This is a genomic window from Micromonospora sp. NPDC048898 (genome assembly GCF_043198035.1).
Classification (GTDB): Bacteria; Actinomycetota; Actinomycetes; order Mycobacteriales; family Micromonosporaceae; genus Micromonospora.
Map to the genome: position 1 here is coordinate 222,788 of NZ_JBICUF010000012.1, position 20,302 is coordinate 243,089.

Here is a 20,302-nt window from a genome sequence, read left to right on the forward strand (position 1 = left end):
CGACCCCGACCCCGGCCCCGACAGCCGAGCGTCGCTGAAGTTGATGGCCAGAATCGACGGCAGGATGGCGGACCTCCGAGATCAATCGTTGAGTGTCGTCATGGACCTGTGCACGTTCGGGCGTACCCAGTTGGGCACGTTGGCCCGTAGGCTGACGGATGTCGTCGACAGCCGGTGTCTCGACGGCTCTGACGATGCGCAGGGACGACGAACCTGGTTGCCGACCCCGCTAAATGGGGGTTTTCGGGGGGCGATTCAAAACCCCATAGACAAACCTAAAGCCCTGACCAACGTTTCCGCTTGTCCGGGACTTCTGTCTATCGGGACGGCCGGATTCGAACCGACGACCCCTTGACCCCCAGGCAACCAGCACGAGGTGCTGACCTGCCGTTCCACAGGGGCTGGCCTGCCGAAGCCATCCATCAAGGTCCCTGCTCGTCCGCTGGCGTCCGTCCCGATCGTCACCCGGTTAGTCACCCAGCGGAGGGCTGGGGAGGATGTCATCGTGATCTCTCTACCTCAACCCAACGACCTCACATCGCTGGTGCTCCGTACGGACTTCACCGACGACACTGCCTGGGAAGCCGTGAAGGCGGCCTTGCGCACCTGGGAGGGCGAAGACAGCGCCACCTTCGTCAGCGACCCGAAGTACAAGGGCGTGAGCCTCCATGAACTGGTCGACGCCGACAACGCAGCAAGCCAAGACGACAGGCTGACGTACCTCTTCCTTGCCGACGCGACCACGATGACGGACGTCGAACGTCCGCTTCTCGCACTCGACCTGGCGGACGAGCCGGGCCGCACCTTCCGGGTGCCGCCCCGCTGGTACGCGGACGTCTCGACCAACCTCACCATCGCGAACATGGACTTTGCCGAGTTCGCCAACGCCATCGATAGGTCGGACACGTACCAGGGCTTCGACGGGGACTGACGTCCTGGTCTGGGGCCTACTTGCTCAGCCGGTGACGGAGATCGAACCACACTGTCAGCTTGGGAATCGGATAAATCTGCGCTGTTCGTAACAGCCTCACCTCGACAGCGGCTACGGTCCGCTGAACGCGGACCCTTCGGCATACCGCTGCCGACCCGTGTCGACCGCTGCATCGGGCACGGCTTCACTCCCTGCTCTTCACCTCGGCCAACCCCATATTCCAAACATAAGCGCAAGAGAAAACAACAAAGGCTGTCGACACGACCAAGGAGGCGATAATCAAACCACCGGAAATTCGCACGTCATTGAATAGCTCAAAATAAGCGTAGATCTGAAACAGAACTGGCAGGACAAGGCCTCCTACCATTTCTGCAGACCTCACGGCTTGATTCATGCGATGGACTGCTGGATGTTCCGTTCCGTCGATATGCGTATAACCGACCCCGGCCGATAGTGACCCTCGAAGCTGACTAGCAGGTCCACCAACCCTGAGTCATGCCAATTCGGCAGATGCCGCTTCACGACATGATAAAAGACCTGATAGTTCACGCTGCTCGCACGCAGCGCGACAATGGCCCGCAGAACCATAACGGTCATCACAACAGGAATTGCGAGGCGAAAGAAGGAGAAGTCTTGCACCTTCACGCCCATTAGTTCTGCCTCAGCAATTGTCGAGTTTGAAAGTACAACGAAAACAAAAGCTAAGATAAACGAGCGGCTTATGGCCTTAGTAACTTCGCGCACCTGACTTTGATGTTGTTGCAGCAACTGGGCCAGGAAGAACCGAATGTCCTCCCTATCCACATTAGGCCCGCTTAGCAGCTTTTCCGCTCTCTTCGCGATCGTCGCACGCTCCACAATGGGAGGGTACTGAGGAATCAGCCTGCCATCCTCGTCTGCCATCGATCCACCCTCACGGGGAGTGGGGCTGGGCCGGTCTCCGCCGCGTCAAGCGGACCTTGACGTCTCTGACCGGGCCGCGACGAGTTGGGGGCGGCGTTGGCGGCGCGCATCATGTATGGGCAGGCCATCGGCCTGCCCACGACTCCTGCCCGAGGGCCGCAGAGGCTCCAAGGTCAAGGGCGGCCCGCAGGGCCGTCGCTTGCGACGCGTAGCGCCCTTGAGCTTGGAGGGGCGGCCCGGGACACTCGTGCCGCCAACGCCGACCGCGACGGCCGCGACCTGCCGCGCGGACCCGGTGCACCCTCCCCACGCTGCGCCGCGCCGATCGGGCGGTCCGGCCGGCTGCCGGCCCTCAATCTTCAACCACCCCTGGCATCACAGTCTGCGGCGGCTCCGGGCTTACCGCTTTCCGCGCCAGCCGATGGGCAATGGGCATGACCGCCCGGCCATCTCCCGGCCGGGCGGTCATGACGCCTAATCGGCGGCGCTTGCGGCCCGTCTCGGGCCGCCTTGAAGACGTACAGAAAGTTCTCACCGCTTCGCCGGCAGCCGTCGCACATCAGCTGACGGATCACACGCCGGCAGCCGGCCCTGCTTGCGGAATCGCTCCTCAGGCTGCCTAAACGGCGGTGGCGTCGTCGCTGCGATTGTTGCGCGCCCAATTCATGCAGGACGGGTCGGCGGCCTCGATGGCGCGGACTCGGCTGATCAGCTCGGTCGGTCCGCCCTGGGCTAGGACGTCGAGCACGTCGGGCCAGTCGAGTAGACCGCAAAGGGCGACCAGGCGGGCTGCTCCGTCGGTCAGCACAGCGACTCGCCGGACGCTGTCGAGTGGCACTTCTCCGGTGATCGCGTGTCGAGCGGCGAACGGGTCGGCCGCTGCCACCCAGTAACCGCCGGGCTGGTTGCGGGCGGCCAACTCCTGGGACGCTGACACGGGTGGGGGCCGCAGCGCACGGTTTAGGAAGTGTGGACACGGCGGGAAGTCTCATCGCCAGGACCTGGTTTGACCTGCACCGCCATGCCGGGGCGACGTCCAGGCGGTGACCGCCGTCGACCCTCGGCTCCTGTCCCGACGGGCATGCAACGGGCACACGGCACGGTCATGAACCCTCATCCCGCAACCGGGCTCGTGCCTGCTCGACCAGCTCGGCGTACTGCGGCGAGAACGGCTCGACCAGCTCTTGTTCCAGTAGGCAGGTGAGATTCCACAGCGCCCGTTGCTCCGCCTGATCCTCGACCAGGTCAGCGAAGTCGTTGGTGGTCTCGTCGGTGCGATACAGCCACTCGAACAGAACCAGCGCTTCGTCGCGGTTGAGCCGCAAGACCACCTCGTCCTCTGCCACGTCAAGCAGCCTACGGACACCTTCAGTTTGTAAGAGCGCGCTCAACGGGCCGTGATGTCCGAAACGGCTGCCGGCGGCGGCAGAGCCCATGCCGCTCGTGCCCACTCATGACCGCTGCGCCCTACGGTTACTGGCCCGTGGATGGCCCGCACCTGCCCAGGGGAGCCGGTGAACCCGCCGCAGCTTGCCCCTGAGGTGCGGTGCGAGTCATGGCAGGAATCCATTGCGGGTGAGGTGGGTCCGGCCACCGCACCGGTCGGAGGTGCCTCGCCAGGGGCAACCGCGGATGTGCGCGTGGTGGCCGTTGTGGATAGTCGAACCGGATGTGTCATTTCGGTGCACCGGTGGCGGGAGCCGGAGTTGCATGTCCAGTCCGGGGATCACGGCCTGGTCGCCATCGTCAGGATGGACGGCGAACGCGAACGGGGGCGCTGGACGGTGCGGGTGTGGGGCGAGCCGCTGGGCGGGGAACTCGTGGAATGGGACGGCGACGACCTGGACGCTGGGCTGTCGCGGGTGATGGCCATGCTTCGGGAGCGGGTTCCGGGACTGCTCGACTGAGCGATGGCCTCGGCGTCGCTGCCCCTGCGTGAAGCCCATCTCTGTCGAAGATCCCCGCCGGAGGCATCGGTTCCAGACCTTGGCGCAGTCTGCAATCGGCCGGCGCGCCGGCCGATGCCGGTGCTTGCGCCGCCAGCAGGCCGAGCGCGGCCGGCCTGCGGCCCGCTTGCGGGCCGCCTTGATCCAGAGAACGAGCAATTCGGCAAATGACCCAGGTAGGCACCTGAAACTTGACCACCGGTCAAGCAGCGCTACGCCGGCCCGGCCCAATCCGGGAGGTCTCACCGGCCGTGAGCGTCAGTTGTTTGGCGTCGTGTTCAGCAGGGCGGTCAGCTGCCCCCTGGAGGTGATGCCGAGTTTCGGGAAGATGCGGTACAGGTGGGAGCCGACCGTTCGTGGGGACAGGAACAGTTGCGTGCCGATCTCGCGGTTGGTGAGGCCGGTGGCGGCCAGTGTGGCGATTTGAAGCTCCTGCGCGTTCAGCACCTGCTGCGGCACCACACCCGGTTGGGAGGTCTGGGCGCCCGCGGCGCGCAGCTGCTGCTGGGCCTGTTCGACCCAGGGCAGCGCACCCATCCGAGACAGCCCGGCGAGGGCCAACTGCAGGTGCGGCACCGCATCGGCGTCCCTACGACGTCGGCGGAGCAACGTGCCGTACGCCAGCCTGAGCCGCGCCAGCACCCAGGGCCAGTGGACTGCTTCGCCCTCCAATGCGCTCAGAAAGGACGCTTCGCTGTCGGCGAGGACCGCGCCGGCGTAGGCGTTCACGACCCGGAAGTCGACCGGTGGGGTCGGGCCGAGCAGCCGGCGAACGCCGTCGATGAGCTGCAGCGCAAGCAGACCGCGACCGGTGTGCACCGCGGCGTCGGCCAGGAACATGACTGCCGGGAAGGTGCTGCGCGGGTCGTACAACGGGTCCTGCGGATCGAAGACGCGCCGGAGCACGTCGAACCCGTCCTCGTACCTGCCGCGGGCCACCAGCGCCGTGCCGCGCACGACCTGCACACGGGGCAGGAAACTGGTGGTGCCCTGGCGGAGCGCCTCGGCGTCGATCTCGGCCAAGGTCTGTGAGAGGTGTTCGAACGAGCCGGTCAGGGCGGCCATGCGGGCCTCGTTCAGTCGGGCCGAGTTACGCCAGGTCGGTTGGTTGGTCTCGGCGGCGAGGCGGCGACCCTCGTCGAGGGCGGTCCGGGCGCGGTCCCAGTGGCCGATGGACCAGTCGGCCTGGATGCGGGTGAGCAGGACGTGCGGCAGGAGCCCGAGGCGGCCCTGGGCGCGCAGCAGGCGTTCTGCCTCGTCGCCGAACGTCCGGGCGACGAGCGCGTCGCCGACGACGACGGCGCCCATCGCGTACATGCGTAGGGCGTTGGCGTCCGGGACGTCCCGGGTCAGGGCGCGCCGGCATTCGGCGAGGATGCGGGCGGTGTGGCTGACCTGGTCGATGCCGGACAGGGCGAAGACCAGGCGGTACTCGGACCCGGCGACGGGCAGCGCCTGCGCGGTGGCGGCGAGCAGTTGCCGGGTCGGCTCGTCCGGTGGTGTCCAGTAGCAGCGGGAGGCGATGGACATGAGGACGTTCCAGGCGAGTTCGAGGTCGCCGGAGTCCCGGGCGAGCTGCACGTCGCGGTGCAGGGCAAGGATGTCGGTGCCGTGGCCGGTGAAGATCTCGGCGAGCCACGAGGCGCGGATCTGGTCGAGCGGGGTCAGGGGCTCGGCGCGGGCGTGGGTGACCAGCCGGTCGACGGTCCGGCGGTCGCCGAGCTCGTACGCCCAGGTGGCGGCGATCAGTTGCCGGTGGCCGCGCAGACCCGGGTCGGTGGTGACGCCGGCGGCGCGTTCCATGAGCCAGATAGCGGTGGTCGTCTCGGCACGGTGGCGGCCTTGCTCAGCGGCGTCGGCGAGGTCAGCGGCGAGGATGTCGTCGGTGCCGTGTGTTGCCTGTGCCCGATGGGTCAGCGCGCGGCGGTGATCCGAACGTTCCAGGGCAACGGCAAGGGCGTGGTGTCCGGCCCGTACGCGTTCGGCGTCCTCGGATTCGATGACGGCTGCCCGTACCAACGGATGACGGAAGACGACGTCGGTGCGCGAGACCGTGATCAGGGCTGCCGACGCCGAGGGACTCAGTGCGCCGTGCGGGATCGGTCGGCCGGCGAAGAGCTCGGCCGCGTGGAGGATCTCCGTGGTGGCTGAGTGTTCGTCGAGGGCCGCGATCAGCAGGACGTCGCGGCTGATCGGTGGCAGGCGGCGGTAGCTGCCGGCGAAGCTGGACCGGATGTGGTCGCCGACGGGGATGGCCGGGGCGGCGGGTGCCGTGCTAACCCAGGTGCGGGGTAGTTCGGTCAGTGCCAACGGGTTGCCGCGGGCGGCGTGCAGGATCTGGCCGCGGACGAACGGGTCCAGGCCGGCGGCGACCGAGTCGAGCAGTGCGGTCGCGGCGTCGGCGGGCAACGGCGGCACGGTGAGGGTCGTGGTCGCGTCGAGGGCGGTGGCGGGGTCGTCGACGGGTCTGGTCGCCACGATCAGCAGCACCGGGTCGGCGGCGAGCCGGCGGCCGAGGAACGCGATCACGGCGCGGGACTGCGCGTCCAGCCAGTGTGCGTCGTCGACGATGAGCGTGATCGGCCGGTCCTCGGGGGCGTCGGTGAGGACGGTCAGGGCGGCCATGCCGACCAGGAACGGCTCGGGCACGGCGGCGGGGTCGTCCGTGCGGGTCGCCGCGAGCAGCGCGGCGCGCTGGGCGGGCGGCAGGTCCGCCGCGTCGATCATCTGGGGTGGCAGCATCCGACGGAAGCTGACGTAGGGGGTGGCGTCACCGTCGGCGCCGCCAGCGGTCAGCACCAGGTGTCCGTGGCGGTCGGCGATCGCGGTGGCCGCGTGCAGCAGCGCCGACTTGCCGACGCCGGCGTCACCGCGCAGCAGCAACGACCCGCCGCCCTGGCGTGCGCCGGCGATCAGGGCGTCGAGCACACCAACCTCGTGAGCCCTGCCGAAGAGGTCGGTCATGTCAGCTCGTACAGGCGGGCGGGCAGTTGATGGCGGGAGCTGATCGACAGTTTCGGGAAGGCCCGGGCGAGGTGCGATTCGACGGTGCGCGCCGACAGGTCCAGCCGCGCGCCGATCTCCCGGTTGGACAGGCCGGTCGCGGCGAGCTTGACGACCGCGAGCTCCTGCGGTGTGAGCAGCCCGCCGCGCTGGTCGGTGCCGGCCGCGCGCAGCTCCTGCTCGGTACGGTCGGACCAGTGTCGGGCGGACAGGGCGGCGAACGCGGCACGGGCGGCGTGCAGTTGCTCGCGTGCCTCGCCGATGCGCCGGTCCCGGCGCAGCCACGACCCGTAGGTCAGCTGGACCCGTGCCCGTAGCCACGGCAGCCGCCCGGTCCGCTGGAGCAGGTCGGTGAACGCCGCCTCGTGTGGTTGCAGCAGCGCCCGCGCGTACATGTGGTGCGTCTCGCCGTCGGGTGACAGCTTGTCCGGCAGCTGGTGCTCGGGTCGTGGTCGGCCGCGGCTGGCGGCCTCCGCGTGCAGGGTCGCGACGACGGCGAGGTCGATCGTGTACGCGTGAACGCCCGGACCGACCGTCACCGGTTCCATTGCCACGCATGCCTCGGCGAAGCGGTCCTCGGTCATGAGCGCGGTCCCACGGGCGGCGGCGACCCGCAGCCGCACCGGCCCCACCGGCCGGTCTCCCAGCGTCAGCTCGGCCGTGTCGGCGGCGCCGCGGGCGCTGTCGACCTCGCCGCGCCACGCGTGCAGCAGCGCCGCCGTCGCCCGCAGGTACGCCAGCCACACCACCTGGCCGGTGCGTTCCGCCGCGTCGGTCGCGGCCCGCAGGTGCCGGTCGGCGTCGTCCCACCGGCCGAGGAACAGCTGCGCGTCGGCGAGGGCTGCCGCGGCCGGCACCAGCAACCCGAAGTGGCGCTGCCGGGTCAGCGTCGCGACGACGGGTTCCAGGTGCACGGTGGCGGGTTCGAGGTGGCCCAGCCGCCGCAGCGCCAGCCCCGCTTGCCGGCCGGCACCGACGCCGACGCCGACGCCGGCTGAGTGGCCGGCGAGGGTCGCGGCGACCAGCAGCCCCCGCGGGTCGTCGCGGTGCGGGTCGAGGTCGCCGAGCGAGACGAGGAGCCGCTGGCGGGTCGGTTCGTCGACGTCGGTCCAGGTGACGGTTTCGGCGAACCCGGCGAGGAGGTCGAGGGCCAGGTCGGGGTTGCCGGCGCCGCGGCAGGTGTCGGCGACGGTGCACAGTATCTCCGCCGACGGCAGCCGTGGCCATGACCCGTCGCCGACGCGGCGCAGTAGCAGGTCGCGGCGGACGGCGTCGATCGGGTTGATCTGCTCCGGCAGGTCGTCGAGCAGCGCCGCGACCACCTCGAACCGACCGAGGTCCGCAGCGACGCTCGCGCCCTCGATGAGCGCCCTGCCGGCCTGCTCGTCCCGCTGTCCGGATCCCATCACGGCCACGGCGCGTTGGATGGGCCCGCCGGTCTCCGCGTGCGTCGCGGGCGGGTCGGCGGGGTCCGCCGTCTGCGCCAGCGCGGCGGCGAGCAGCGGATCGGTGCGTCTGCTGTCCCCGGTCTCCAGGACGTCCGGCAAGCCGAAAGCGCCCTCCAGGGGCAGCGCGGTGACCTCCTCCAGCAGCGACTGCGCGAGCCGTGTCGTCAGCGGCGAATGCTGCCTCAGGAGGTCGGCGCCCGGGGTGTACCCGTCGCGCCAGGCGATCGGCAGCTCGACCAGCGCGAGCGGCCGGCCTGCGGCCTCGTCCACGATCCGGTCGGCGAGCCACCGGTCCAGTCCCGGCGCCCGTGCGAGCAGCAGCCGCCGCGCCGCGGCCTCCGGTAGACCGGGCAGCGTCCGGGTTCGCAGCGACGGCCACGCCCGCGCGCCCGCCGGGTGCCCGCCCAGGATGACGGCCAGGCCGGGAACGGGTGCACGGGCGAGTGCGCGTGCCATGGTCGCGGACGTCTGCGCGTCGAGGCGGTGGGCGTTGTCGACGACGACCAGCGCGGGCCCGTCCACGGTGATCGCCGCGAGCAGCGACCCGACAGCCCTCACCACAGCCGAGTCGACGCCGGCAGAAGGATCGGGGCCGGCAGTGCCGCCGCCGACGGCTGTCGTCAGCAGGTCGATCGCCGGACGGGCGGCGGGCAGGCGCCGGCACGCGTGCAGCATCTGGTGCAGTCCCGCGAACGCAACGTCACGCTCCGCATGAGACCCGCTGACCACGATGAGACGGTGACCGCGACGCCGCGCCCGGGCCGCGACGCTGGACAGCACCGTCGACATGCCGACGCCGGCGCTTCCCTGCAGGTACATACCGGAAACGACGGACGAAGCGTCACGCAGGTAGGCGAGAACCTCTCGCAGCGCCGTGAATCGCCCGGCACCGCGCGAATCGGGGTCCGCCTGCCGTGCCGCTGCCATCGGTTCCGTTCTCGTCGTGCTCGCTCATACCCGGGACGCCAGTATCGTCCAAGATCGTCTTACGCACCAGTCGTCGGCGGCGGTCGGGCACCGGCTCACCCGACCGCCGCCACGCACCTACCGGAGGTGCTGTGACGCCCAGGTCAGGGCGTAGTCGGCGACCTGCTCCCAGCCGGGTTCGGCGCACGTCCAGTGCGAGCGGCCCGGGAACTCGTGGTAGTCGGTGACGGTGCCGGCCGCCTGGTAGTGGTGGGCGTTGGACCTGTTCACCGACGGCGGCATGATGTGGTCGGCGCCGCCGGCGATGAACAGCAGCGGGGCCCGCCGCTCGTTTCGGAAGTCGACCCAGGTCTCCTGATGCCCAGGCGTGAAGTTGGCGGTGAGCCCGTAGGTCCACACCCAACTGCCCGGAGCGGGGATCGCGTACCGCTCGTAGGCGGCGAGCGCCTCGTCCTCGGGCAGCGTGTTGGTGAACGCGTAGTGGAACTGCGCCGGGGTGAACCCGGCCGCCTGGTGCCGCTTCGCGGGGTTGTTCAGGATCGGGAACAGGGAACGGATCTGCGACGGCGGGGTGACCCGGATGCCCTCCGGCGGGGCGGAGTCGATGACCACACCCGCGGCGCCGTACCCCCGGTCCATCAGCAGCTGCGTCAGCGTGCCGCCGAACGAGTGACCGATGAGGATCGGCGGCTCGGGCAGCGCCGTGATGACCTTCTCCAGGCGCGTGAGGGTCTCCGGCACGGTGACCGTGGCGATCGGGGTCGGATCGGCGCGCAACGCCTCGACCTCCACCTCGAAGCCGGGGTAGGCGGGTGCGACGACGGTGTGGCCCTGCGCCTCGTAGTACGGGATCCAGTGTTCCCAGCTGCGCGGGGTGACCCACAGGCCGTGGATGAGGACGATCGTGCTCATGCGTCGTACTCCCTCAGGAACGCGAGCAGGTCGATGCCGAGCTGCTGCTTGTGGGTGTCGGTGATGCCGTGTGGTGCGCCGGCGTAGACGACGAGCCGGGCGTCCTTGATCAGCGCCGATGAGGCCATGCCGCCGACCTCGAACGGCACGACCTGGTCGGCGTCGCCGTGGATGACCAGGGTCGGCACGTCGATCGCGGCGAGGTCGGGTCGGAAGTCGGTGGCGGAGAACGCGGCGATGCACTCGAAGGCGTTGCGGTGGCCGGCGGCCATCGACTGCAGCCAGAACGCGTCCCGCACGCCCTGCGACGCGGTCCCGCCGAAGAACGGCCCGGCCGCGAGATCCTTGTACGTCTGCGAACGGTCTGCGAGGGATCCGGCCCGGATCGCGTCGAACACCTGAACCGGGACCCCGCCGGGGTTGTCCGGTGTCTGCAGCATGAACGGCGGCACCGCCGAGATCAGCGCGGCCTGCACGAGCCGACCGGTGCCATGCCGCCCGATGTACCGGGCCACCTCGCCGCCGCCGGTGGAGAACCCGACCAGGGTCGCCTCCCGCACGTCCAGGGTGTCCAGGAGCGTGGCGAGGTCGTCGGCGTACGTGTCCATCTCGTTGCCGTGCCACGTCTGGGTCGACCGGCCGTGTCCGCGTCGGTCGTGGGCGATGACCCGGAACCCGTGCTCGGCGAGGAAGAGCGCCTGCGCCTCCCAGCTGTCGGAGTTGAGCGGCCAGCCGTGCGACAGCACGACCGCGCGGCCGGCACCCCAGTCCTTGTAGAAGATCGACGCGCCGTCAGCGGTGGTGACGTACATGATGGTGGGTCCTCTCAACGGGCTGCGTGCTTGATGACATCGGCGGTGACCCGCGGTTGCGAGATCATCGCCACGTGCGAGGCGTTGACCTCGGTGATCCGGGCACCGGCCCGCTGCGCCATGAACCGTTGCGCGGCGGCCGGGATGAGGTTGTCGTGGCGGGCCACGAGGTACCAGGTGGGAATGTGCTTCCAGGCCGGAGCACCGGACGGCTCCCCGAGGGTGTGCACGTCGCCAGGCCGCTGTGTGGCGGCCATCAGGTCGGTCGTGGCGCGGGGCAGGTCGGCGGCGAACACGTCGCGGAAGACGCTGGTCTTGACGTAGCCGTCGACGCTGCCGGCGCCGTCGGCGGTCGGGTACGGGCGGAAGTCCAGCGCCGCCTCGCCGAGCTTGCTGCCCGGGAACTTGAGCTGCAGTCCCTGCAGCGTCTCGCCCTGTTCGGGGGCGAACGCGGCGACGTAGACGAGGGCTTTGACGTTCGGATTGCCGACGGCCGCGTTGGTGATGACCATGCCGCCGTACGAGTGCGCGACCAGGACCAGCGGTCCGGGCACGCTGGCCAGGATGCTGGCCAGGTAGGCGGCGTCGGCGGAGACGCTGCGCAGCGGGTTCGCCGGCGCGAGGACCGGGTAGCCGTCGCGCTGCAGGATCCGGGCGGTGTCGGTCCAGCCGGACGCGTCGGCGAACGCGCCGTGCACCAGCACGACTGTCGGCTTCGGCGTGGCTGGCCTGGAGTGTGCGGTCGCCGCCGGCGCCCCGATGAGGGCTCCGGTGGCGACCGCGGCGGAGCCGGCGATCAGGGTACGTCGAGTGGTCGGCATGTCATGAAACCCTTTCAGCGATGGCTGCATGTGCTGCGCCACTACGCTGCGGGATGCCGTCCCGGCGGTGCTTCAGTGAGTTGACTGTGGTTGCCGCGGCAGCCACCGCAATCGGTCGCCGAGTCCGTCCGGTGCGGCCGCGAACGCCCGCTCGACCGCCGCTCTGCCCTGGCTGAAATGGGACCAGCCCTCGTAGTGCACCGGGATGATGGTGTGTGGCCGGACGAGCCGGCAGAGTTCGACGGCCTCGCGTCCGGTGAGGCTGTAGTGCAGGCGGCCGGTCATCGGGAACCTGACGGCGCCCAGGTGCAGCAGGACGGTGCCGACGGTCAGCCGCCGTGGCACCTCCCGCAGGCCGCGGAACATGACGGTGTCACCGGTGACCCACAGCACGCCGTGCTCCTGGCCGTCCCACCGCAACGCGAACCCGATGACCGGCCCCGCGATGGGGAGGCTGAGCGGCGGCCCGTGCCTGCACGGCGTCGCGGTTACCGTGATCGGCGGCCGCCCGGAAGCATCGAGGACGGTCTCGTCCCACGGTCGCAGGCCACGCGCCCGGCCGCCGAGGCGACGCGCACCGGCGCGGGTGGTGACGATGACGGGTACGTCGGCGAGCAGCTCCCGACCGCTCTCGTCGAGGTTGTCCGCGTGATGCGCGTGGCTGAGCAGTACCGCGTCGATGGGCCCGACCTGCTCGGGTCGCAGCGCGGGCCCGGTGACCTTCCGCGAGCTGGTCCCCAGCCGAACGCGTGCCGGCGACCCGGCGGGTCGAACGTCGGATCCGTGAGGATCCGCCAGCCGGCCACCTCGATGAGGGCCGCCGGTCCCCCGATGTGTGTCACTCGCACGTCGTGCATCGGTGTTGTCCTCGTGTACGTCAGGCCCGCGGTCCGCGGGGCGATCCCACCGACGGTGCACGCTCACGCAATCGCTCGCTTCCGTTGAACGACTGCGTCGTAGGTTCAGCCGTTCCCCTCGCAGGACGTCGGCGAGGCGCCGCCGCCGGGGCGGCCGACATGACGATGTGGCCGTACGAGCCCGGGCGACCGGCATCGCTGCTGGCGCCGGTTCCGCGCAGAGTGGTACGGCGGCGGCTTCGGCTGCTGGTCCGTCCGGACGCGATCCGTGGGTGGCATGGGCGACCGCCGACTGGCTGGAGAGAACCTTCATCTCCCCAGCTGAAAGACCTGTCCGCGGCCGCTGTCACACGGTCACGGCGGTGGCGACCAGGCCGGCCCGCGCCGACCAGCGACCGGTGAAGGACGACAGCGGCGAGCCGTCGACGACCGGGCCGGGCACCAGCAGGCGGGCGACGAACCGGCCCTCGCCGGCCGGGGTGATCTCCGCCTCGGCGAAGTCCAGCCAGCGGCCGGTCAGCGGATACCAGGCCTTGTAGACCGACTCCTTCGCGCTGAACAGCAGGCGGTCCCACCGGACGGTGGGGCGCTCGGCCAGGTGGGCGGCGATCCAGTCCCGCTCCGCGGGTAGTGACACCGCGTCCAGGACGCCCTCGGGCATTTCCTCGTTCGGCTCCGCGTCGATGCCGATGGACCGCAGATCGGTGGCGCGCGCGACCGCCGCGGCGCGGTAGCCGGCGCAGTGCGTCATGCTGCCGACGATGCCGGCCGGCCAGATCGGGGCGCCGCGCTCGCCGCGCAGGATCGGCGCCGGCGGCAGGCCGAGGGTCGCCAGCGCCGCACGGGCGCAGTGGCGCACCGTGGTGAACTCGGCCCGGCGTTTCGCCACGGCGCGGGCCACCTCGGCCTGCTCCTCGGCGAACAGCTCAGCCTCGGGTGGGTCGGTGCGCGTGGCGGTCACCGCCACCGTCGGTGGCAACAGATCCTCGACCATGGTGATAATCATCCCGGTCACCCCCGGTCCGCGACCACCCCTGCTTTCGTCGTCTACCGTGGCCGGATGGGGACGCCCGGACGACTGCTGGCGATCAGCGACCTGCATGTCGCATACGAGGAGAACCGCCGTTTCGTGGCGGACGAGCTGCGGCCCGGGTCCGATGAGGATTGGCTGATCGTGGCCGGTGACGTGGCCGAGACGGTCGCCGATGTCCGGTGGGTGCTCGGCGAGCTGCGGGAGCGGTTCGCGACAGTGGTGTGGGCGCCCGGCAACCACGAGCTGTGGACCACGAAGGACGACGCGGTGCAGGCCCGCGGCGAGGAGCGCTATCAGCGCCTGGTGCAGGTGTGCCGGCAGCTCGGCGTGCACACCCCGGAGGACCCCTATCCGGTCTGGCGGGGTGCGGGCGGCCCGGTCACCGTGGCGCCGCTGTTCCTGCTGTACGACTACAGTTTCCTGCCGTCCACCGCGCGCACCAAGGAGGAGGGCCTCAAGATCGCGTACGACGCGGGCGTGGTCTGCAGCGACGAGTTCATGCTGCACCCCGACCCGTACCCGAGCCGGGACGCCTGGTGTCGCGCGCGGGTGACCCGCACCGAGGCGCTGCTCGACGCGTGCGACCCGGCGCTGCCGACCGTCCTGGTCAATCACTTCCCGCTGGTCCGGCAGCCGACGCGGGTCCTGCACCACCCGGAGTTCGCGCTGTGGTGCGGCACGGACCGCACCGCCGACTGGCACGTGCGGCACCGGGCGGCCGCCGTCGTCTACGGCCATCTGCACATCCCGCGCGTCACCTGGCACGACGGCGTCCCGCACCACGAGGTGTCGGTGGGCTACCCCCGCGAGTGGCGGCGGCGCGGCGACCGTCCGCCCGGGCCTCGGCAGATCCTGCCGGTGAGCTGACCGGACTAGTCCGGTGCGGCTGGTTGCACCAGCTCCACCAGCACGCCGCCCGCCGAACGCGGGTGCACGAAGTTGACCAGCGACCCCTCGGTGCCCCGCCGCGGGGTCTCGTAGAGCAGCCGCGCGCCCCGCTCGCGAAGCGCCGCGCCGGCCGCGTCGATGTCGGCCACCCGGTAGGCCACCTGCTGCACGCCCGGGCCGCGGCGGTCGAGGAATGTGGCGATCGGCGACTGCGCGGACAGCGGCGCCAACAGCTGGATCCGGGTTCCGCCCTGGTCGCCCGCCTCCAGCATCGCCTCGCGGACGCCCTGCTCGTCGTTCTGCTCCCGATGCACGCACCGCAGGCCGAACACCCCGGTGTAGAGGGCGATCGCCTCGTCCAGGTCCGGCACCGCGATGCCCACGTGGTCGATGCCGCGCAGGCCCAGGTGATCGTCGCCGGTCGGGATACGTCTCTCCTGGTTCGGATGGGTGAGCAGCGCGGTGATCTGGTCCGCCGCCTCGGCCGGGCCGACCTCGCCGTCCCGGACCGCCCGCTCCAGGTTCGTGGTCGCGGCGCACAGCAACGGGTCGGTCCCGAGCAGGTCCTGGACGGCGGCGCGCAGCACCGTGTGCAGCTGGGCCACCGCCCGCTCCCGGCGCTGGACGGCCAGCTCGCCCGACGCCACCAGGCCGGCGTAGTGGCCGCGCAGCCGGTCCCACACCTCGGCCACCCCGGTCGCCTCGCGGGCACTGCACGTCAGCACCGGCGGCGCCGGCCGGCCGGCCGCGGCCAGCAGCCGGCGCACCCCGATGATGTCCCGCGCCGCGCGACGGGCCGCGGCCGCACCCGCCCCGTCGGCCTTGTTCACCGCGATGACGTCCGCCCGCTCCAGCACGCCCATCTTGAGGCCCTGGATGTCGTCGCCGCCGCCGGCCACGGCCAGCACGAGGAACGTGTCGACCAGGTCGGCGACGAGCGTCTCGGCCTGACCGACCCCGACCGTCTCGACGATCACGATGTCGTACCCGGCCGCCTCGACCACGGCGATCGCGTGCTGGGTGGTGGCGGCCACCCCGCCCAGCGCCCCGGCGTTCGGGGTGGGACGCACGTACGCCGCGGGGTCCGCCGCCAGGCGCGTCATCCGCGTCCGGTCGCCGAGGATGCTCCCGCCGGTCCGCTCCGAGGAGGGGTCGACCGCGAGCACCGACACCCGGTGCCCGGCGGTGGTCAGGTGGCTGCCCAGGGCGTCGATGAAGGTGGACTTCCCGGCCCCCGGCACGCCGGTCACGCCGATCCGGTGGGCACCGCCGGTGTACGGCGCGAGCTCGGCGAGCAGCCGGCGCGCCGCGCTCCGGTCCCGCGGGTGGGACGACTCGACGAGCGTGATGGCCCGGGCCAGCGCGGCCCGATCGCCGGCGCGCACCCTCGCGGCGTACCCGTCGGTGTCCATCGTCCGCCGGATCACCGCGGGTCCCCGCCGTGGCCGAGCCGGTCCCGCAGGTCGTGCACCAGCCGCACGGCGGCCTCGGCGATCACCGTGCCGGTCACGAAGATCGCCGCCGCGCCGGCGGCGCGCAACGCGTCATGGTCGTCCTCGGGGATCACGCCGCCGACCACGATCATGATCTCCGAGCCGCCCAGCGCGACGAGTTCCCGCCGCAGCTCGGGGACCAGGGTGAGGTGGCCGGCGGCCAGTGAGCTGACCCCGACGATGTGCACGTCGGCGTCGACGGCCTGGCGGGCCACCTCGGCCGGGGTCTGGAACAACGCCCCGATGTCGACGTCGAAGCCGAGGTCGGCGAACGCGGTCGCGACGACCTTCTGCCCCCGGTCGTGGCCGTCCTGGCCGACCTTCGCGACGAGGATGCGGGGGCGGCGGCCCTCCTCGGCGGCGAAGGCGTCCGTCGCGGCGCGTGCGGCCGCCGGCGCGCCGTCGTCGCCGGACTCCGACCGGTACACCCCGGAGACGGTACGGATCTGCGCGACGTGCCGGCCGTACACCCGCTCCAGCGCGTCCGACATCTCCCCCACCGTCGCGCCGGCCCGGGCCGCGTCCACCGCCCGGGACAGCAGGTTGTCCGCCAGGTCCGAACCCCGCGCGCCGGCCGCGGCCCGGCCGGCGGCGCCGGTGAGCGCCGAGAGGGCAGCGGCGCAGGCCGCCGCGTCCCGCGTCGCGCGCAGCAGCTCCAGGCGGTCGATCTGGCGGCGCCGGACCGCGGTGTTGTCGACCTTGCGGACCTCGATCGGCTCCTCGGTCTCCGCCGGGTAGCGGTTCACGCCGATGATCGGCTGCCGGCCGGAGTCGATGCGCGCCTGGGTCCGGGCGGCGGCCTCCTCGATCCGCAGCTTGGGCAGGCCCTCCTCGATGGCCGCGGCCATGCCGCCGGCCGCCTCCACCTCGTCGATGTGGGCCTTGGCCCGGGCGGCCAGCTCGTGGGTGAGCCGCTCGAGGTAGGCGCTCCCGCCCCACGGGTCGATCACCCGGGTGGTGCCGGACTCCTGCTGGAGCAGCAGCTGCGTGTTCCGGGCGACGCGGGCGGAGAACTCGCTGGGCAGGGCGAGCGCCTCGTCCAGGGCGTTGGTATGCAGGGACTGGGTGTGGCCCTGGGTCGCGGCCATCGCCTCCACGCAGGTGCGGACGACGTTGTTGAGGACGTCGCGGGCGGTGAGCGACCAGCCGGACGTCTGGCAGTGGGCGCGCAGGCTCAGCGACCGCGGATCGGTGGCCCCGAACCCCTCGACCAGTTGCGCCCAGAGCAACCGGGCCGCCCGCAGCTTCGCGACCTCGGTGAAGAAGGACATGCCGACGCCCCAGAAGAACGACAGCCGCGGCGCGAAGGCGTCCACCTCGAGCCCGGCGCGGCGGCCCGCGCGCAGGTACTCGACGCCGTCGGCCAGCGTGTACGCCAGCTCCAGGTCGGCCGTGGCCCCCGCCTCCTGCATGTGGTACCCGGAGATGGAGATCGAGTTGAACTTCGGCATCCGGGCCGCGGTGTAGGCGAACACGTCCGAGATGATCTGCAACGACGGCCCGGGCGGATGGATGTAGGTGTTCCGGACCATGAACTCCTTGAGGATGTCGTTCTGGATGGTCCCGGCCAGCCGCTCCGGCGGCACGGCCTGCTCCTCACCGGCGACGACGTAGAGGGCCAGGACCGGCAGCACCGCCCCGTTCATCGTCATCGACACGCTGGTGCGGTCCAGCGGGATGCCGTCGAACAGCAGCCGCATGTCCATGATGGAGTCGATGGCCACGCCGGCCATTCCCACGTCGCCGGCGACCCGGGGGTGATCGGAGTCGTAACCGCGGTGGGTCGCCAGGTCGAAGGCGACCGAGAGGCCCTTCTGCCCGGCCGCCAGGTTGCGGCGGTAGAAGGCGTTCGACTCCTCCGCGGTGGAGAAGCCGGCGTACTGGCGGATCGTCCACGGCTGGGTGGTGTACATCGTCGGGTACGGACCGCGCAGGTAGGGCGGCAGGCCCGGCATCGTGCCCAGGTCGATGCCCGGCAGGTCGGCCGCGGTGTACGACCCGCGCACCGCGATCCCTTCGGGGGTGAGCCAGGTGTCCCCGTCCGCCGGCTCGTCGGCCGGCGCCGGCGGGTGGCCGAGCGCCAGCCCGGTGAAGTCCGGAATCACCGCGTCACCCCCAGGTCGGTCAGCGTCACCGCGAGCGCCGCCACGACGTCGCAGCCGGTGTGCAGGTATCCGTCGATGCCGGGATGGTCGCCGGGGCTGCCCGCACACCACAGCCGGACGGCCCCGGCCGATCTCAGGGCGGCCGCGATCGGGCCGGCCACCGCGGCGTACCCGGTGTCGGGCCCGCACAGGCAGGCGACCCGGGAGCCGCTGTCCAGCAACGCCTTGGCCACCGTCTCGGGGTCGGCGTCGTCGCCCGCCGCGGCGACGGTGATCCCGGCCGCCGCGAACAGATTCACCACGAACGCCTGCCGGGCCCTCCGCGCCGCAGGGGCTCCGACCGGCACGAGCAGGACGACCGGGCGGGCGCCGGTCCGTTCCGCGTACGCGTCCGCACGGTCCCGCAGGTCCTCGAAGACCGCGGCGTGCCGCCGGACCGGCAGTCCCCCGTCCGGGGGCGGGGCCGGGGGCACGGTTCGCCGGGCCGGCCGGGGCTCGTCGAGGTCGGGGAACTCGCTGACGCCGGTGATCGGTGCGGAGCGCCGGGCGATCCGGTCGGACCGGGCGTGCCAGGTCTCGGCGTACCGGTCGGCGAGCAGGCCCGAGTCCAGCGCGGACGCCATACCGCCGGCCCGCTCGATCTCGGTGAACCTGTCCCAGGCCCGCAGGGCCAGCGCCTCGGTGCGCGACTCCACGTACCAGGAACCGGCGGCCGGGTCGGCGACCCGGGCGAGGTGTGCTTCTTCCCGGAGCACCGCGTGGGTGTTGCGGGCCAGGCGGCGTGCGGTGTCGCCGGGTGGGCCGAGGCACGTGTCGAACGGGCGTACCGTGATCGCGTCGGCGCCGGCGACGGCCGCGGCGAATCCGGCGATCGTGGTGCGCAGGATGTTGGTCCACGGGTCGCGGGCCGTCATCATCACCGCCGAGGTGACCGCGTGCTGCCGCTGGACGCCGTGCCCGCGCGCGCCGCAGGCGTCGGCCACCCGGGCCCAGAGCCGGCGGGCCGCGCGCAGCTTGGTGATGGTGGCGAACTGATCGGTGGTCGCCGCATAGCGGAACTCCAGCTGGGCCAGCGCGGCCGTGACACCCAGGCCGGCCGTCGTCAGCACCCGCAGGTACGCCACGCCGGTGGCCAGCGCGGCCGCGAGTTCGTCCGCGCCGGACGCGCCGGCGTCGTGGTGGACCGTCGCGTCCACCACCACCGCGCGCAGCCCGGGCAGCTCCGCGGCGCACCGGCGGGCCAGATCCGCCAGCGTGCCGGGGTCGGCGGGCTGTCCCGTACGGGCCCGGACCGCCAGCGGATCGACACCGAGCGTGCCCCGCAGCCGGCCGGGCGGCACGGCCCGCCGGCCGGCGAGGGCCAGCCAGGTGGCCGCCGCGTCCGCCGGCCGGGTGGGCGCGTCCAGGACGACCGCGACCCGGTCGAGCGGCACGCCGGTGAGAGCCTCGTCGAGCCGGTCGAGGTCGATCACGTCCTCGCCCAGGCTCAGCCACAGGCCGGTCACGCCGTTCGCCACGTCGGCGCCGATCGCCGCCGGATCGGGATCGGCGTGCCACTGCCGCACCTCCCATGGCCCGGCGCGGACCCCGGTGGGCCGCACGTCGGCGGCTCCGGCGTAGAGCGGCCGGACCGTGATGCCGTCGTCGGTGGTGTGCGACAACAGTTCATCGACGTCGCCGCCGGTGTGCCCGGGGCCGGCCCGGCCGCTCTTGCGCAGCACCGCCAGCGCCGCCTGCCGCCACCTGTCGATTTCGGAAACCACGGCGCACCTTCCGGGTCAGGGCACCGGCCCCAGGGTTCGCGTCGTGGTCCACACAGGACAACAACGACCAGTGCCGGGAACAAGGGTCTGCGTGAACCTCTTACGCGCGGCCTTCGGCGTGCCCGGCCACCGGCGTCGAACTCATTCGGCGATACGGGTGCGGCCGGTCCAGCGGAAGACCACCGGACCGTCGCCGGTGTGCGCCTCCCGTTCGAAGTGCTCATGGCCCCCGTAGTGCATCAACTTCACCTTCTCCTCGGTGTCCGGCACGCGCATCCGCCGCAATTCGTCGGGGAGCGTGTCGGGACCGCCGCGCAGCAGAACCTCGGGATGTTCGGCGAGAGCAGGAATGGGTGGACCGTCCATGGCTTGACCTCCAGAGGACACATTTCCGGACGAGTCGAATCGGCCGTCCGCCTCCCGTTAAGGGGCGTTCCAACCGCCGTCCATGACGAATTCA

Annotated in this window: 17 protein-coding genes and 1 pseudogene; 3 read left to right on the plus strand and 15 right to left on the minus strand. The window is 71.6% G+C overall.

The genetic code is table 11. From position 1 onward, the window contains the following. Window positions 1–505 precede the first annotated feature (505 nt). On the plus strand, window positions 506–931 hold the full coding sequence (locus ACGFIQ_RS26745) for a DUF6924 domain-containing protein (protein ID WP_393248110.1): 426 nt from the start codon (window positions 506–508) through the stop codon (window positions 929–931). Window positions 932–1,321: 390 nt separating this feature from the next. On the opposite strand, the gene ACGFIQ_RS26750 is transcribed toward ACGFIQ_RS26745, so the two are convergent. The 3 genes from ACGFIQ_RS26750 to ACGFIQ_RS26760 form a co-directional block, all read right to left on the minus strand. Then, window positions 1,322–1,834 (minus strand): hypothetical protein, encoded by a 513-nt coding sequence (locus ACGFIQ_RS26750; protein WP_393248112.1) that lies wholly within the window; start codon window positions 1,832–1,834, stop codon window positions 1,322–1,324. Between the two features lie 619 nt (window positions 1,835–2,453). After that, on the minus strand, window positions 2,454–2,771 hold the full coding sequence (locus tag ACGFIQ_RS26755) for a hypothetical protein (protein ID WP_393248114.1): 318 nt from the start codon (window positions 2,769–2,771) through the stop codon (window positions 2,454–2,456). 166 nt (window positions 2,772–2,937) lie between these two features. Beyond that, window positions 2,938–3,180, minus strand: a complete 243-nt coding sequence (locus ACGFIQ_RS26760) for a hypothetical protein (RefSeq protein WP_393248116.1) — start codon at window positions 3,178–3,180, stop codon at window positions 2,938–2,940. Window positions 3,181–3,516: 336 nt separating this feature from the next. Between ACGFIQ_RS26760 and ACGFIQ_RS26765 the strand changes: the two genes are divergently transcribed. Then, on the plus strand, window positions 3,517–3,741 hold the full coding sequence (locus ACGFIQ_RS26765) for a hypothetical protein (RefSeq protein WP_393248118.1): 225 nt from the start codon (window positions 3,517–3,519) through the stop codon (window positions 3,739–3,741). A gap of 297 nt (window positions 3,742–4,038) precedes the next feature. Here ACGFIQ_RS26765 and ACGFIQ_RS26770 read toward each other — a convergent pair whose 3' ends face one another. The 7 genes from ACGFIQ_RS26770 to ACGFIQ_RS26800 form a co-directional block, all read right to left on the minus strand. Next, entirely contained in the window at window positions 4,039–6,744 is a 2,706-nt protein-coding gene (locus tag ACGFIQ_RS26770) for an AAA family ATPase (protein ID WP_393248120.1), read from the minus strand. Continuing rightward, window positions 6,741–9,158 (minus strand): LuxR C-terminal-related transcriptional regulator, encoded by a 2,418-nt coding sequence (locus ACGFIQ_RS26775; RefSeq protein ID WP_393248122.1) that lies wholly within the window; start codon window positions 9,156–9,158, stop codon window positions 6,741–6,743. The genes ACGFIQ_RS26770 and ACGFIQ_RS26775 overlap by 4 nt, the downstream gene beginning before the upstream one ends. A 117-nt stretch (window positions 9,159–9,275) precedes the next feature. Continuing rightward, a complete protein-coding gene (locus ACGFIQ_RS26780; RefSeq protein ID WP_357570518.1) occupies window positions 9,276–10,070 on the minus strand; it encodes an alpha/beta hydrolase in 795 nt (264 codons plus the stop codon). Next, window positions 10,067–10,882 (minus strand): alpha/beta fold hydrolase, encoded by an 816-nt coding sequence (locus ACGFIQ_RS26785; RefSeq protein WP_393248124.1) that lies wholly within the window; start codon window positions 10,880–10,882, stop codon window positions 10,067–10,069. Before ACGFIQ_RS26785 ends, ACGFIQ_RS26780 begins: the two co-directional genes overlap by 4 nt. 14 nt (window positions 10,883–10,896) lie before the next feature. Next, window positions 10,897–11,703 (minus strand): alpha/beta fold hydrolase, encoded by an 807-nt coding sequence (locus ACGFIQ_RS26790; RefSeq protein WP_393248126.1) that lies wholly within the window; start codon window positions 11,701–11,703, stop codon window positions 10,897–10,899. A gap of 72 nt (window positions 11,704–11,775) precedes the next feature. Continuing rightward, on the minus strand, window positions 11,776–12,873 hold the full coding sequence (locus ACGFIQ_RS26795) for an MBL fold metallo-hydrolase (RefSeq protein WP_393248128.1): 1,098 nt from the start codon (window positions 12,871–12,873) through the stop codon (window positions 11,776–11,778). Window positions 12,874–12,906: 33 nt separating this feature from the next. Further along, window positions 12,907–13,554 carry a 4'-phosphopantetheinyl transferase gene (locus ACGFIQ_RS26800; protein WP_393248161.1) on the minus strand — a complete coding sequence of 216 codons (648 nt, stop codon included), beginning with the start codon at window positions 13,552–13,554 and terminating at the stop codon, window positions 12,907–12,909. A 66-nt stretch (window positions 13,555–13,620) separates the two neighbouring features. On the opposite strand from ACGFIQ_RS26800, the gene ACGFIQ_RS26805 reads away from it, so the two are divergent. Further along, window positions 13,621–14,460, plus strand: coding sequence for a metallophosphoesterase family protein (locus ACGFIQ_RS26805; RefSeq protein WP_393248130.1), 840 nt, complete (start codon window positions 13,621–13,623; stop codon window positions 14,458–14,460). Window positions 14,461–14,465: 5 nt separating this feature from the next. Here ACGFIQ_RS26805 and mce read toward each other — a convergent pair whose 3' ends face one another. The 5 genes and pseudogenes from mce to ACGFIQ_RS26830 all read right to left on the minus strand — a co-directional run bounded on the left by mce (window position 14,466) and on the right by ACGFIQ_RS26830 (window position 20,208). Continuing rightward, window positions 14,466–14,909 (minus strand): methylmalonyl-CoA epimerase, encoded by a 444-nt coding sequence (gene mce / locus ACGFIQ_RS26810; protein WP_393248163.1) that lies wholly within the window; start codon window positions 14,907–14,909, stop codon window positions 14,466–14,468. Window positions 14,910–14,939: 30 nt separating this feature from the next. After that, window positions 14,940–15,893, minus strand: a pseudogene (gene meaB / locus ACGFIQ_RS26815) (methylmalonyl Co-A mutase-associated GTPase MeaB); the annotation flags it as partial. 11 nt (window positions 15,894–15,904) lie between these two features. Then, window positions 15,905–18,079: a methylmalonyl-CoA mutase gene (gene scpA, locus ACGFIQ_RS26820; protein ID WP_393248132.1), complete on the minus strand. Its 2,175-nt coding sequence runs from the start codon at window positions 18,077–18,079 to the stop codon at window positions 15,905–15,907. Continuing rightward, window positions 18,076–19,842, minus strand: coding sequence for a methylmalonyl-CoA mutase subunit beta (locus ACGFIQ_RS26825; protein WP_393248134.1), 1,767 nt, complete (start codon window positions 19,840–19,842; stop codon window positions 18,076–18,078). The genes scpA and ACGFIQ_RS26825 overlap by 4 nt, the downstream gene beginning before the upstream one ends. Before the next feature lie 141 nt (window positions 19,843–19,983). Further along, entirely contained in the window at window positions 19,984–20,208 is a 225-nt protein-coding gene (locus ACGFIQ_RS26830; RefSeq protein ID WP_393248136.1) for a DUF5988 family protein, read from the minus strand. Between the last annotated feature and the right edge of the window lie 94 nt (window positions 20,209–20,302).